Genomic DNA, 12890 nt, shown 5'->3' with positions numbered 1-12890 from the left:
TAAAAGCATAACAAGAGGAAGTCCACGTGTTTGGAAAAACGCAACGCGGTGTATCTGAACGACCGAATAAGCCCAAAAAACCACTAATTCCAACGTGGTTAGGCACACTCGTGGTGATTTTAATCGTGTTGTGTTTTGCTGTAGCCTTAATGCTATGGAAACCGTGGGCACCTGTACAGCCTAAAGGGCAAATCAATTCTGAGCATTATCAGGAAGATACCAACAAAGACTATCGTTTTTATGATTTGCTGCCACAGCAACAGGTTACCCCAATTCCTGAGCAAGCGGTGCCTGAAACACAGCAACAGAATACCGTAGTCATTGTTGAAGCGCCTGCTGCTGTAGAGGCGCCAGCGGCCAGCGAAGCCAATGTTGGTCTGACAGAAATGCCTGCCCCTGTGGTACAAGCCAGCTATATTCTACAAGTGCGTAGCTATACCGACCCAGATGCTGCAGATGCACGTCGTGCCGAAATTATTTTGAATGGTTTATCGGCAGATGTAGTGAAAAGTGTAGAAGGTGGTGAAACTTGGTATCGGGTGATTTCAGGCCCTTATGATTCAGCCGATGCTGCAGTGATTGCTCAGCAAACTTTGCAGCATAGTGGAATTGATTCAATTGTCGTGAAACGCTAAGCCTCATTGTTATCAATCGACCAAAATCAATTAAAAAAAGATGCCTCGGCATCTTTTTTTAGGTCTATAGAACGATGTACTCACAAAAATCATCGCTAGATTTGCATTAACTGCTGCTCACGTTCGCGTGCACGCTGAAATGCAGGACGCTGTTCCACGCGTGCCAAATAAGCCGCAATCTGTGGATAATGATGCCCGGTACGGCTTTGCAATGCTTGGAGCGGGAAACCCATTTGAATATCGGCAAAAGAAAAATCCCCTGCAAAATAATCATGTTTGCCCAAATAATCTTCTAAATAAGCAATATGATCTTTTAAACGAGGCTGAATAAACCCTGCTTTAACACCTGCAGTAATTTTTTGCGCCATTGGTCGAACTAACCATGGCACATGCTGCGGCACATTGGTTATCACCAATTGCATCACTAACAATGGCATTAGCGAGCCTTCGGCATAATGCATCCAGTATTGATATGCTTGCTGTGCTGAAGCCTGCTGCGGTTTAAACTGCCTTTGCGTATCATAATGCTGCTGCAAGTACTCCAAAATGACTGCAGATTCTGCAATGGTCTGCTCTGCATCCGTCAAAATTGGTGCTTTACCCAATGGGTGAATCAGCTTCAATTGATTGGGCGCACTTAAATTGGGCTGACGGTGGTAAAACTTGATTTCATAGTCCAAACCCAGCTCTTCGAGCGCCCACAAAATACGGAAAGAGCGGGATTGATCAAGGTGGTGTAAAGTAATCATAAACGTCCTATTTTGTTTTTATTACATCTGTTTTAAGTGATTGTTATATCTTCTGTTTCACGCAACATTATAAAAAGGTATGTCCTGCATGCCTTTTTATAAGAGACGGATTCAACTCTAGGTTTAACCCAATTCAGTACGAATTTCCACACTGCGTAACAAGGTTTTCGTCACAGGTGTTTTTTGACAGATATTCAGTACTTTTTGCTGTAATTCTGCATCTAACGCTGCTTCAGTTTGCACACGGCGTTCAATCCACTCCTGCCCTTCCTGATTGGTAAAGAAGTCCGCCTCGACCTGAATTTTGCCAAAATCCAAACCCTTATGCTGTGCATACATACGCAAGGTAATCATGGTGCAAGCGACCAAACTGCTACATAACAGATCATAAGGTGCAGGACCTGTATCTTGACCACCTAACTTTTCAGGCTCATCTACCTTCCATTGGTGCTGACCACTTTGGATCTGACCTTGCCATGCCGTGTCTAAACTGCGTACCTGTGCTGTGCCAATCTTGGCCATAAGATGCTCCCTATAGATTGATATTCCATCATTTATTTTGATGCACGCATTTTTGCGGGGAAAGTCGGCGCTTCTAAACGTGGTCCATCGTAGTCTGGTATTGTGCCAAAACGAGGATCATGATTGACCCATTGCTCACGTGCAATGCTGAGTTCCTCTTGGGTACGACCGACGAGATTCCACCACAACAAAATTGGCGACTCAAAAGGTAAACCGCCCAATAGCAACAGACGCGCACCCGCATGTAAATCTAGCTGAATTTCGGTTAAGCCCGGTTCAAGCACCAGCATATTTTCATCGTTTAATTCATGCCCATGCACAGTGGCTGTGCCTTCCAGCATCATCAAACCATATTCAAATTTAGGATTCAGCGGCAAACGGGTTGTCGTGCTGGTTTCACTATAAATATCTACCCCTAGCAACTCACTATGTACTAATACTGGTGAAGTGGTATTTAAAAATTCACCAACTAAGATGGTAAATTCCACTCCATCTAGCAAAACCACAGGCAAGTCAGGGTAATGATCAAAACGTGGCGCCATATTGCGCTGATCATCAGGTAAAGCAATCCACAGTTGCGCTGTATGCATGTGTGTTTCGGTGTCGGGAGCAACTTCGGTATGTGAAATACCATAACCCGCGGTCATTAAATTAACCTGTTTGGGACGAATCAATTGCTTAGTACCCAAACTGTCGGTATGCATAATGCTGCCTTCAATCATCCAGGTGAATGTTTGCAAACCAATATGTGGATGCGGCCCGACATCTAAGCCTTCACCTTGTGGAAAATTAACAGGACCTGCGTGATCTAGAAAACACCATGCCCCAATCATGCGTTTATGCCGACTCGGTAAAGCACGTTTAATTAAAGTTCCCTGCCCAATTTCAGCACTACGCAGTGGAAATTCCTGTATAAATTGCTTGACGTACTTATCACAATCGTCTGAATTGGAAAGCTCGGTATAATTGCTGTTGCTCATCCTATACCTCTTATATTTCTGTAAATTCCTTGACTATTAAATATAGTAAATCACTAACGAAGAGCAAGATGAAATTTGTTGTTCTGATTTTTATGGTTCAAACTTGAACTACACCTTAAAATATATGGCATAATTTTGACCAAAATTTAAAAAAAATAGAGAAAATACCCAAATTTAGGGAGGTTATTTTTTCTGCATTTTGCGCATAATCCTCACTATAAGTTGTCAATTTGAGTAAATATCGCTATGTCTGTAAAAGCTCGAATGGGGGAACAGACCCGTTCGAAGATTTTAAGCAATCAGGAAGCCTCAGAAAAACTTTTAAAAACAACTGAGTGTGATCTTGAAAACCGACAAGCAATTGAAAAAGCATTGCAGCACCCTGCTGCGCAACTCCCGCCGCAATTTGAAACACATTTTTATCAACACCAGAATTTACATCAGCGTCGTTATTTACGCCAAGTCAATTACATTGGGCAAATGACGTTCCTGCTGTATTTCTTTATCGATTATTTCATCATTCCAGATGTCACTACACTCTCGGCCACACTCCGTCTCAGTGCTGTTGTATTGGCGCTGATTGGCAATTATTTCTGCTTTAAATTGATCAAAGATATTCGCCTGCTAGATTTAATTTTACCGGTCAGCGCCACACTGTGCTGCGGTATTTGGTTCTATATCCTGTCGCAATCACAAAGCCCTTGGATTTCCACTTATGTGTATGCCTCGGTCATTTTTGTGCTCATGGCGAACCTATGTATTCAAGTGCGTTTCCGCCCTGCGGTCTACAATTCATTGGTCATGAGCGTACTCATGTTTTTGGGGGTGATTTCCCTCACCAATTTGCAGGATGCCTTAGTTTTTATGGTGGTGTATATCCCTGTATGTTTGTTGAGTTTGTATATCAGTTGGATCAACACCCTAAATGCCCGCCATCACTTTTTACGCAGTTTGCTGGATGACTGGAATTTTCATACCTTGCAAGCCTTGGCACACACCGATGAACTGACCCAACTCAATAACCGACGTCAGTTTGTACACATGGCAGAACACAAAATTCATGCATGGCCTAAATCTGAATCGGTCTGCTTACTAATGTTTGATGTCGACTTTTTTAAACAAATTAACGATACCTATGGGCACGATATTGGAGATCGGGTCTTACAAAATATTGCAGACATTGCTCGTAAAGAAATGCGCCGCAAGGATATTTTGGCACGCTTTGGCGGTGAAGAGTTTATCGCTCTGCTTAGTGAAACCAGCTTAGATGAAGCACTGATGATTTCAGAACGCTTAAGACAAAAAATTGCTCAGCATGAAATGTGCATTGATAAAAAATGTTTTAATTTCACTGTCTCCATTGGAGTATCCAGTTTAAAACCACAACAAACCGACTTACAGACCCTAATTAAAGAAGCCGATTTGGCCTTATACCAAGCCAAACAACGTGGACGAAATTGTGTCATCAGTTTTGATGTGGGGATGCCTGAGCCCCCTAAATCTACGGTAAAAAAAGAAATTAAATCTTGGATTGTTTAGCAGGCATAAAAAAGAGCACATGGAGTGCTCTTTTTTTATGTGCAAGAGGAAAGCTAGCTGCCGCAAGCATCTTGCACCCATTTTAAAAGCCGTGCTTTAAAATGGGCTCATGTCGTAAAACTGGCAAGCAGCAGTGCTGCTTGAAACCCCTAGCTGCCGCGCGCATAGCGCTTGGCGTAATTCAGGCACGAAGCAGTGCTTCGTGAAATCCCTGAATTACTCCCATTCAATGGTTGCAGGTGGTTTAGATGATACGTCATAAACCACACGTGAAACCTCTGCAATTTCATTCATGATGCGCGTTGAAATACGGTCAACCAAATCATACGGCAAGTGTGCGAAACGTGCAGTCATAAAGTCCACTGTTTCTACGGCACGTAGTGCGATTACCCATGCATAACGACGGCCATCACCTACGACACCAACTGATTTTACAGGTTGGAATACTGCAAATGCTTGAGCTGTTTTGTCATACCAGCCACTTGCACGTAATTCCTGCATGAAAATATCATCAGCTAGACGTAAAATGTCTGCATATTCTTTTTTCACTTCACCCAAAATACGCACGCCCAAACCTGGACCTGGGAATGGATGGCGGTAAATCATGCTGTGTGGCAAGCCTAAAGTGGTGCCAAGTTTACGAACTTCATCTTTAAACAAGTCACGTAATGGTTCAACCAATTCAAAAGCTAAATCTTCTGGTAAACCACCCACGTTGTGGTGTGATTTAATCACATGCGCTTTGCCTTGTTTGCTGGCTGCAGATTCAATCACGTCTGGGTAAATCGTACCTTGTGCCAAGAATTTCACGCCATCCAGCTTACGTGCTTCTTCGGCAAAAACTTCAATAAATTCACGACCAATGATTTTACGTTTTTTCTCTGGATCAACTTCGCCAGCCAATGCACCCAAGAAACGCTGTTCAGCGTCGGCACGAATCACGCGAATCCCCATGTTTTCTGCAAACATTTGCATCACTTGATCGCCTTCGTTCAAGCGCAACAAACCATTGTCTACAAATACACACGTTAATTGATCGCCAATGGCACGGTGCAATAACGCAGCAACCACAGATGAATCGACACCACCAGACAAGCCAAGTAATACTTTCTCATTGCCAATTTGCTGACGTAATTGTTCTACACGCAAGTCGATAATGTGTTCTGGTGTCCACAAACCACGACATCCACAAATTTGATGGACGAAGTTAGACAGTAATTCTGCACCTTTAGCCGTGTGCGTTACTTCTGGGTGGAATTGAATACCATAGAAACGGCGTGTTTCATCAGAAATCATCGCCACAGGGCAGCTTGGTGTGCTAGCCGTAATTTGGAAGCCTTCTGGAATGCGTGCCACTTTATCGCCATGGCTCATCCAAACGTGCAATTGGTTTTCACGGTCTTGCAAGTTACCAATCAGTTTGTCACGTACCAAAATATCGACTTCGGCATAACCGAATTCATGTACTGAACCCGCTTCAACTTTACCGCCCAGTTGTTCTGACATGGTTTGTAAACCATAGCAGATACCCAGTACAGGTACGCCTAAGTTAAATACAATTTCAGGTGCGCGTGGACTACCCGCTTGGTGAACACTTTCAGGTCCACCCGATAAGATAATACCGTTTGGATTAAATGCACGAATGTCTTCTTCCGACATATCGTAGGCATACATTTCAGAATATACGCCCGCTTCACGAACACGACGTGCGATCAGCTGGCTATATTGCGAACCGAAATCCAGAATCAGGATACGATCTTCAGTAATTTGAGTATTGGTAGTCATGACAAACAACTATAGAAAGGCAAACGAATTAAGCGCGCTATTCTAGCATTTTTCCACGCCTTGCGCACACTATTCAGACAATTCTAAAAATGGCTATTTTTCTTCGTGATATTGCAGTGACCACATACTCTAAGTTTTAAAAGACTATGCATTTTCTATGGCATAAAAAAAGCAACCTTCTTGAAGATTGCTTAAATTGTTGAGCTGATGTGGAAATCAATGACTTACTTTTTTGCTTCCAAAAGATGGTCTAGACTTATTTTGCCTGCACCGTAAAGCATGATGTAGAAGAAACCGCCAGCCAAACCAATATTTTTCATAAAATTCAGCGCATCTTCTAGTGCAGCATGGAATAAAAATGCAGTTAAAAGACTAAAAACACCTAAACCCAAACCCACGACACGTGCTTGTAAACCGAATAGAATTGCCAAACCACCACCAAGTTCTAGCAAAATCACCAAAGGTAGCAATGAACCTGAAACACCCATAGCTTGCATATAGCCCACTGTTGCATCATAGCCTGCAATTTTTCCCCAACCAGATACAATAAATAAATACGCTAAAAAAGCACGTGCAAATAAACTTACAATGGCTTGCACACTTGCTTTTTCGACCACACTTTTTAACACAACATTTGGATTAAACATCAGATCACCTATATTTTTGATTCATTCTTGAAGACAAATACATCTTAGTTTTTTCAAAATTCAGGATAAATACGCATTTAAAAGACATGTTGTTGCATCTATGCAACGAAAAAGAACCGATGTGGCTGGTCTAGCATCCCTAAAATCACTGTGAAAATTATTTACCTTTTCATACTGACTTTCCGCCTGTGGACTGCTAGGATTTGAGCACACTTTCGCTTGTTTTTTCCCATGGAACTGATTGATTTTATATTACACGTCGATGAACATTTGCTCGAATTCATCACCCAATATGGGGTATGGATTTACGCTATTTTATTCCTGATTATTTTTGTAGAAACGGGCTTGGTGGTCATGCCGTTTTTACCTGGCGATAGTTTACTGTTCGCGGCAGGCGCATTGGCTGCATCGACAGGAGTGATGGATCCGTGGATTTTGGGTATTTTATTGTTTACTGCTGCGGTACTCGGTGACACCCTGAATTACCACATTGGTAAATATATTGGTCCACGGGTTTTTGAACTGGAATCACGTTTTATCAATAAAAAACATTTGATCGAAACCCAGAAGTTTTTTGAGCGACACGGCGGAAAAACCATTATTTTTGCGCGTTTTGTGCCTTTTGCGCGTACCTTTGCGCCCTTCGTGGCGGGTGCAGGCAGCATGAATTATAAATACTTCCTGACCTATAACGTGATTGGCGCTTTTTGCTGGATCGCGTCGTTTATTACACTCGGTTATTTGTTTGGCAATATGCCAATAGTGAAAGACAATTTCACCCATTTAATTTTCGGCATTATTATTTTAAGTGTCTTGCCTGGAGTGATTGGTTTTATTCGCCAAAAACTCAAGAAAAAACCTGCTTAAGTTGTGTAATTCTTTGGGCATGCCTGTTACAGCGCTGCCCTCATACATTCAAAACAGGTGAGATGATTGCTCAACTCACCAAAAGTCTCTAAATCTTTAGAAAAAACGTGCCACCACAGGCAGCATACACACCACCAACAGCAAAGCCGAGCCTTTATATAACAGATCTGCCGTCACTTTATTGGTTTCTCGCGCCAAAACTGCTCGCCCAAAAGACATCCAAAATAACGCTGTTGGCAATAAAATCAGACCAAATAAGACATAGACCATGGCAAAGTTGGTCGGGTTATCCCATGTTTCTGTAGGCAAAATACCTGCCGCAAATAACAAGGCTTTCGGGTTTTTAAAAGTCGAAAAAAATAATTGTGCAGGGCGAATGGCAGAGTGCTTTTGACAATGTTGTTCTAAATGTGACTGCTTCCATAAATGAAAAGCCATCCAAAATACATAGCCCGCACTTAAAACATGCAGAATATCAATCAAATAAGGCCAAATTGGCGCACTCAAATGAATGAATAACGCCCACAGACTAATGGCATACATATAACCAAAAAACTCTGCGGGAATCAGCAGACTGGTTTTGGCAATGCCTTGTTGGTGGGCTGAGCTTGCCAATAGCGCATTGGTCGGGCCAGGAATCATCAAGACCGCAATCATTGCTAGGACAAAGAGCCAACTTTCAATCATAAACACCAGAGCATGCAAATCAAAAATAGGAGCACACCTTATATGAAAGCCATTGAAAATGACAAGTTTTTCTATCTGGCAGGACTGACCCAAGGGTATAAATAGAACAGAAAATAAAATTAAGTTTTTGTTTTTAAAATATTAGATTGAAATCAATCTTGAATTATCTTGCTACATTTTTTAAGCAATGGTGCTGCAAAAATGACAGCACCACGGACGAAATATTCGTAAACCCTAAAATTTAAGATGTTGCGGGTTTGAGTTTGACAATAATCGGGCAAGCTTTAAATTTTGCTGCTTGCACAATGGCTTCTTGTTCACCTAAAAGACGTGCCAGTTCTGTTCTTTTAGTATTGGATGACTGTCCCATATTGACTGAAACACTCGGTGCAACGCCCCAACCGCCACGGCTTCCCCAACCACCGCCTAAACCGATACCTACACCAACACCTGTACGTTTCGGCGCTTCGACACCGCTTTCAATATATTGCTGAATACGGTTATATTCGCTTTGTAATTGTTGGCAATTCAAAGCCTGATAATGTGTAGGCGACACATAGCTAGGTTTCACTGTGGTCGCACAAGCCCCTAGCAATAAACTACTTGCCGCGACAAGACCAATTGCAAATGTTTTCATGTCTACCTCTGTATCACGCTTGCTCAATTTCATTGAACAACGATTGATAGGCCTGCGTCAATTTATGATCTGTTGCCAAATGAATTAATGGCAAATTTTTATGATGTGATTCTTTCATCAACACCGAAGGTGGCAACATGCTATTCAAAACAGGTAAACCTTCATCTTTAAGTTGCTGCACCACTTCACGCGGTAACTTGGCCTGTGCTTGATATTGATTCACCACAATGCCTTCAATTTGCAAGTTTGCATTGTGGTCATCCTGAGTTTCCAACACATTTTCAATCAAACTTTGCAAAGCACGTTTAGAAAAGACATCGCAGTCAAATGGAATGAGCACCCGATCTGCAGCAATTAAGGCAGAGAGCGTAAAAAAGTTAAACGCAGGCGGAGTATCAATAAATACACGGTCATATTGATCGGACAATTGCTGCAAGGCATCGCGCAGCTTGTAAATTTTATGTTTCGATTCAAGTGCATGTGCCAAGCCACCCAATTGCGGACTCGCAGGAATCACATCCAAATTTTTAAATGGCGACTGATGCACATAAGCTTCTAAACCTTTGCTGCGGTTTTTTAAAATTGAGCCTAAAGCATTGCCCAATAAACCTTTGGATTGATTTGCACCCAACACTTCTTCAAAATAATTTTCGATGTTGGGTTCCAGCGCTGGCTTGTCGGCAGAATAAGTGGCATCATCACCCAATAAGTACTGGCTGGAGTTGGCTTGCGGGTCAAGGTCAATCACCAAGGTTTTTAAACCCTGATGCGCACTGATTGCAGCCAAATTGACGGTAATACTGGATTTTCCAACACCACCTTTCTGATTAAACACCACACGTGTGCGCATTGCCGCCCCTCTTTTCAATTTTTGTTATGACATCACTTCAGTTTAACTGAGCTTTCAATATTCTTGCCAAATTATGTCTAACAATTCGCCAGTGCTCAAATATGCAGCCAATCTTTTGCCAATATTTACATACATTCAATGCTCGTGAGTTCACACCCACGAGCAACATCCACAATAAGATCTGCTGACTTAGCCAAAGCTTGGCTTTAACATCACCAAACCTAAAATGGCAAAAAATGCGACTAAGGCTAAGCCCCAACCAACACGGCGTTGAATCAACAAAATACTGTCATCTTTTTTATACGCTTTGATTAAAGATGACAGCATCACCAAAAATAAAATAATTTTGGCATAAAACCATGTTTCGACTTGAAAGTCTTTTAAAAACAAAGCAATGACACCTGTCACTACAATCAACGTCAGTGCTGAATGTTGCAATGCCACAAAGACTGTCCACGCTTTAGGATTAGGCGAGTTATTTTGTGTGCCCTTAAACAAAGTCATGGCACGTACAAACAGCACCAAAAATAATAAAGCCGCTGCAGCAACGTGAATGGTATTCAGCATTCCTAAATTTTCCATTTATTTCAATCCATTACGATGTTTTTGGTGCGTGGGCGCATTCTGGGCTGCTGGTGTCTTGTCCCTGCCATTCAGATGCAACAAAGGCATGAATCGCCAGTGCATGAATTTTATTTGGCGCAAGTAAGTCACCTACAGCAGCATAAATTTTTTGATGGCGTTGTACAGCGCGTAGCCCCTGAAAATCTTCACTCACCATCACCACTTTAAAATGCGACTCTTTACCCGGGAAATAACCGCCATGTCCTGCAGATTCATTCACTACCTCTAAATGGCTTGGATTGAAAACGGCTAAGCGTTGTAGCAACTGTTGTTCTAAGCTCATGCTTGTCTTTCCCCGAATGGTTTTTTAAAAGCTCTCTGAAGTATAACGTGTTCTGTGTAATTCGCAGCATCTTGCCGTGAGGATTCTTCGATTTACGATTTGAGTCACTTTTTATGATGAAATTTAAGCTGATTGCGGCTGTTTTTTCTAAAAATGTTGTTTATTTATTCAGTCAGTACAACGATATGCAAAAAATGATTGACCCTATTTTTGCATCATGTATTATACACCGCATGCGGGAATAGCTCAGTTGGTAGAGCACAACCTTGCCAAGGTTGGGGTCGCGAGTTCGAGTCTCGTTTCCCGCTCCAGATTCTAAAAGCCTCAGTTGAATGACTGGGGCTTTTTTATTGTTGTTTTATTCAATATTTTACTTCATAAGAAATTTTTATACTTAAAAAAGTAAGTTTACAAAAGTGCTCTTTCAAAACTGTGAACAAAAAACCGTGTAGATGATGCTCCAAAGTATCAATCATACAAGATAAAAAAAACTCCAAAACAAAAGATAGTATTAGCTACTACTAAGTGGCTTATGTTAAACAAGATCAGCTTGCCTAGATCCTAAATATTGATGCCGCGGAGCCTGTTAATAATTTCTGTCATTGCTTCTTAATAAAAAAGCAACTAATATGCTTCTTATACCACCAAAAAGCAATAAATATGTCTACACTAAATAAGTCTTTACTACAGCAAGTCAAAAAAAGACGAACCCTATTGGGTTTAAAGCAAGTTGATATGCAATCACGTACAGGCATTTCAAGACAGCAGTACCAAAAACTGGAAAGTCAAGGCAATCCTCGATTAGATACCTTAGAAATTATTGCGGCAGGACTAAATGCTCAACTGATGCTCATCCCAGATGATAAGGTTCATTTGATTAGACAATTATTGAATGATGAAATTAAAGTCACTATTGAAGATCAAGATGACTTAATGTCTAACCCATGGAAAGGTCTTCTCGGAGGAGAGTAATTAACTATAACTAAAAATATAGACAAATATTTGCATAAGTTCTCATTTTGTCTATGTCGATTCAGTAGTGGCAAGGTGGGTATTTATTAGAGATTTAAATGATTATCTTTTGTATTTTAGGTGAGTGTCTTGGTATATTAGCATCCATATCTATTGATTATCCAATCCCTTAACCTAGGCATGACTTTGTGAAATTAACACGCATTCATCACTGTAAAAATTTGAATGTGCAAAAGTACAAACAGCTTGAGAAACAAGCTGTTTTACTTGGTCGTATTCGTAGCGAGGTGTGGGCTAAATATGGTGCTATTTCAGGTTTGAATATCAGTGACAGAGCTATTCGTGATGCGTGGATGAAAGAAAGTCGTGACTTTGGTGTTTCTGCAAATGCGTGGAAAGAAACGCTACGTGATTGCGTAGGTGATATTAAAGCCTATCGAGAAGCATCAAAAGACAAAGTAAAGCAGGCGATCCGAAAACGCACCTCCTGTAATAATGAACAAAAAAGACTATACACCTTGCTTAAAAAAGATGAATGGATGACTGATAATTTCCTCCATCGTCAAATGCGTAATCACTTTAAGCATGGTGTTAATCACACACATAATCAAATTATTGTTCGTGCGGATATGTGTAAAACCTTTGAGTTAAATGGTCAATGTTGGCTTAAAGTACCAAGCCTAATCCCTCGACAAACCATTAAAATCCCATTAAATACGACTGTTGATTTTGCACCGCAAGGCACATTAAGAATTATTCTAAAAAATGGCAATATTGAAGTTCATTCAACCTATGATGCAGTTGAAACACAAGATTGTGGTCAGGAAACAGTAGGTGTTGATAAAGGGTACTCAGAAGCTTTTGTGGACTCTGATGGCGATGTATATGGGAGTGGTTTAGGTAAATTGATCTCAAGTGAATCAGACTACCTAAATCAAAAGTACAAACGTAGAAATAAGCTCAGAGCGATTTCTAAAGCCAAACCGCACAAGAAACAGAAAATTGAGTTAAATAATCTAGGTCGAAAAAAACTAGATAAGCGACAAGATACTCAAAAAGCAAAGCTCAAAACATTAATATTTACAGCAACTCACAAGTTGGTTGATAAAGCCA

General features: G+C 41.1%; 15 protein-coding genes and 1 tRNA gene. 6 read left to right on the top strand and 10 right to left on the bottom strand.

Features of this window, described 5'->3' with window-relative positions; translation table 11 throughout:
* Nucleotides 1-26: 26 nt before the first annotated feature.
* The gene (locus FTT91_RS12455) at nt 27-635 is read left to right on the top strand and encodes an SPOR domain-containing protein (protein WP_004970222.1); all 609 of its coding nucleotides are present in this window, start codon (nt 27-29) and stop codon (nt 633-635) included.
* 95 nt (nt 636-730) lie between these two features.
* Here the strand turns inward: FTT91_RS12455 and FTT91_RS12450 are convergent, their stop codons facing one another.
* The 3 genes from FTT91_RS12450 to FTT91_RS12440 all read right to left on the bottom strand — a co-directional run bounded on the left by FTT91_RS12450 (nt 731) and on the right by FTT91_RS12440 (nt 2886).
* Nucleotides 731-1384, bottom strand: a complete 654-nt coding sequence (locus FTT91_RS12450; protein ID WP_180169556.1) for a glutathione S-transferase family protein — start codon at nt 1382-1384, stop codon at nt 731-733.
* 123 nt (nt 1385-1507) lie between these two features.
* Nucleotides 1508-1906, bottom strand: a complete 399-nt coding sequence (locus FTT91_RS12445) for an OsmC family protein (protein ID WP_180169555.1) — start codon at nt 1904-1906, stop codon at nt 1508-1510.
* Between the two features lie 32 nt (nt 1907-1938).
* Nucleotides 1939-2886 carry a pirin family protein gene (locus FTT91_RS12440; protein WP_004970229.1) on the bottom strand — a complete coding sequence of 316 codons (948 nt, stop codon included), beginning with the start codon at nt 2884-2886 and terminating at the stop codon, nt 1939-1941.
* A gap of 246 nt (nt 2887-3132) precedes the next feature.
* Here FTT91_RS12440 and FTT91_RS12435 point away from each other — a divergent pair, with 246 nt between their 5' ends.
* Nucleotides 3133-4425: a GGDEF domain-containing protein gene (locus FTT91_RS12435; protein ID WP_004970230.1), complete on the top strand. Its 1293-nt coding sequence runs from the start codon at nt 3133-3135 to the stop codon at nt 4423-4425.
* A 216-nt stretch (nt 4426-4641) separates the two neighbouring features.
* Here the strand turns inward: FTT91_RS12435 and guaA are convergent, their stop codons facing one another.
* Nucleotides 4642-6210: a glutamine-hydrolyzing GMP synthase gene (gene guaA / locus FTT91_RS12430; protein ID WP_004970232.1), complete on the bottom strand. Its 1569-nt coding sequence runs from the start codon at nt 6208-6210 to the stop codon at nt 4642-4644.
* A 224-nt stretch (nt 6211-6434) separates the two neighbouring features.
* Nucleotides 6435-6857 (bottom strand): DoxX family protein, encoded by a 423-nt coding sequence (locus FTT91_RS12425; protein ID WP_180169554.1) that lies wholly within the window; start codon nt 6855-6857, stop codon nt 6435-6437.
* A gap of 231 nt (nt 6858-7088) precedes the next feature.
* Here FTT91_RS12425 and FTT91_RS12420 point away from each other — a divergent pair, with 231 nt between their 5' ends.
* Nucleotides 7089-7724: a DedA family protein gene (locus FTT91_RS12420; protein ID WP_004970236.1), complete on the top strand. Its 636-nt coding sequence runs from the start codon at nt 7089-7091 to the stop codon at nt 7722-7724.
* Nucleotides 7725-7820: 96 nt separating this feature from the next.
* On the opposite strand, the gene FTT91_RS12415 is transcribed toward FTT91_RS12420, so the two are convergent.
* From FTT91_RS12415 to FTT91_RS12395, 5 genes are all read right to left on the bottom strand, one after another.
* Nucleotides 7821-8411: a LysE family translocator gene (locus tag FTT91_RS12415; RefSeq protein ID WP_131261281.1), complete on the bottom strand. Its 591-nt coding sequence runs from the start codon at nt 8409-8411 to the stop codon at nt 7821-7823.
* A gap of 241 nt (nt 8412-8652) precedes the next feature.
* Nucleotides 8653-9048, bottom strand: coding sequence for a hypothetical protein (locus FTT91_RS12410; RefSeq protein ID WP_131261282.1), 396 nt, complete (start codon nt 9046-9048; stop codon nt 8653-8655).
* A 13-nt stretch (nt 9049-9061) separates the two neighbouring features.
* Nucleotides 9062-9898, bottom strand: a complete 837-nt coding sequence (locus tag FTT91_RS12405) for a ParA family protein (protein WP_070155018.1) — start codon at nt 9896-9898, stop codon at nt 9062-9064.
* 189 nt (nt 9899-10087) lie between these two features.
* The gene (locus tag FTT91_RS12400; protein WP_004970245.1) at nt 10088-10480 is read right to left on the bottom strand and encodes a SirB2 family protein; all 393 of its coding nucleotides are present in this window, start codon (nt 10478-10480) and stop codon (nt 10088-10090) included.
* Between the two features lie 13 nt (nt 10481-10493).
* Complete coding sequence (locus FTT91_RS12395) at nt 10494-10805, bottom strand: BolA family transcriptional regulator (RefSeq protein WP_178319033.1); 312 nt, start codon at nt 10803-10805, stop codon at nt 10494-10496.
* Nucleotides 10806-11040: 235 nt separating this feature from the next.
* Here FTT91_RS12395 and FTT91_RS12390 point away from each other — a divergent pair.
* From FTT91_RS12390 to FTT91_RS12380, 3 genes are all read left to right on the top strand, one after another.
* Nucleotides 11041-11116 (top strand) — tRNA-Gly (locus FTT91_RS12390).
* A gap of 349 nt (nt 11117-11465) precedes the next feature.
* Nucleotides 11466-11777 carry a helix-turn-helix domain-containing protein gene (locus tag FTT91_RS12385; RefSeq protein WP_104852853.1) on the top strand — a complete coding sequence of 104 codons (312 nt, stop codon included), beginning with the start codon at nt 11466-11468 and terminating at the stop codon, nt 11775-11777.
* A 188-nt stretch (nt 11778-11965) separates the two neighbouring features.
* Nucleotides 11966-12890: transposase (locus FTT91_RS12380; protein ID WP_180169553.1), on the top strand; the 925-nt coding region annotated here is incomplete at its 3' end.

Origin of the sequence: Acinetobacter sp. YH12021, assembly GCF_013420145.1 — a bacterium.
Lineage (GTDB): Bacteria > Pseudomonadota > Gammaproteobacteria > Pseudomonadales > Moraxellaceae > Acinetobacter > Acinetobacter towneri.
The sequence above is the reverse complement of the archived record's forward strand: the minus strand, read 5'-3'. Positions and strand labels throughout refer to the sequence as shown.

Coding starts and splice junctions, on each gene's coding strand:
- FTT91_RS12400 (WP_004970245.1), bottom strand. CDS start 10,480: ATGGAAAATTTAGGAATGCTGAATACCATTCACGTTGCTGCAGCGGCT.
- FTT91_RS12385 (WP_104852853.1), top strand. CDS start 11,466: ATGTCTACACTAAATAAGTCTTTACTACAGCAAGTCAAAAAAAGACGA.
- guaA (WP_004970232.1), bottom strand. CDS start 6,210: ATGACTACCAATACTCAAATTACTGAAGATCGTATCCTGATTCTGGAT.
- FTT91_RS12445 (WP_180169555.1), bottom strand. CDS start 1,906: ATGGCCAAGATTGGCACAGCACAGGTACGCAGTTTAGACACGGCATGG.
- FTT91_RS12420 (WP_004970236.1), top strand. CDS start 7,089: ATGGAACTGATTGATTTTATATTACACGTCGATGAACATTTGCTCGAA.
- FTT91_RS12450 (WP_180169556.1), bottom strand. CDS start 1,384: ATGATTACTTTACACCACCTTGATCAATCCCGCTCTTTCCGTATTTTG.
- FTT91_RS12410 (WP_131261282.1), bottom strand. CDS start 9,048: ATGAAAACATTTGCAATTGGTCTTGTCGCGGCAAGTAGTTTATTGCTA.
- FTT91_RS12395 (WP_178319033.1), bottom strand. CDS start 10,805: ATGAGCTTAGAACAACAGTTGCTACAACGCTTAGCCGTTTTCAATCCA.
- FTT91_RS12425 (WP_180169554.1), bottom strand. CDS start 6,857: ATGTTTAATCCAAATGTTGTGTTAAAAAGTGTGGTCGAAAAAGCAAGT.
- FTT91_RS12415 (WP_131261281.1), bottom strand. CDS start 8,411: ATGATTGAAAGTTGGCTCTTTGTCCTAGCAATGATTGCGGTCTTGATG.
- FTT91_RS12405 (WP_070155018.1), bottom strand. CDS start 9,898: ATGCGCACACGTGTGGTGTTTAATCAGAAAGGTGGTGTTGGAAAATCC.
- FTT91_RS12435 (WP_004970230.1), top strand. CDS start 3,133: ATGTCTGTAAAAGCTCGAATGGGGGAACAGACCCGTTCGAAGATTTTA.
- FTT91_RS12440 (WP_004970229.1), bottom strand. CDS start 2,886: ATGAGCAACAGCAATTATACCGAGCTTTCCAATTCAGACGATTGTGAT.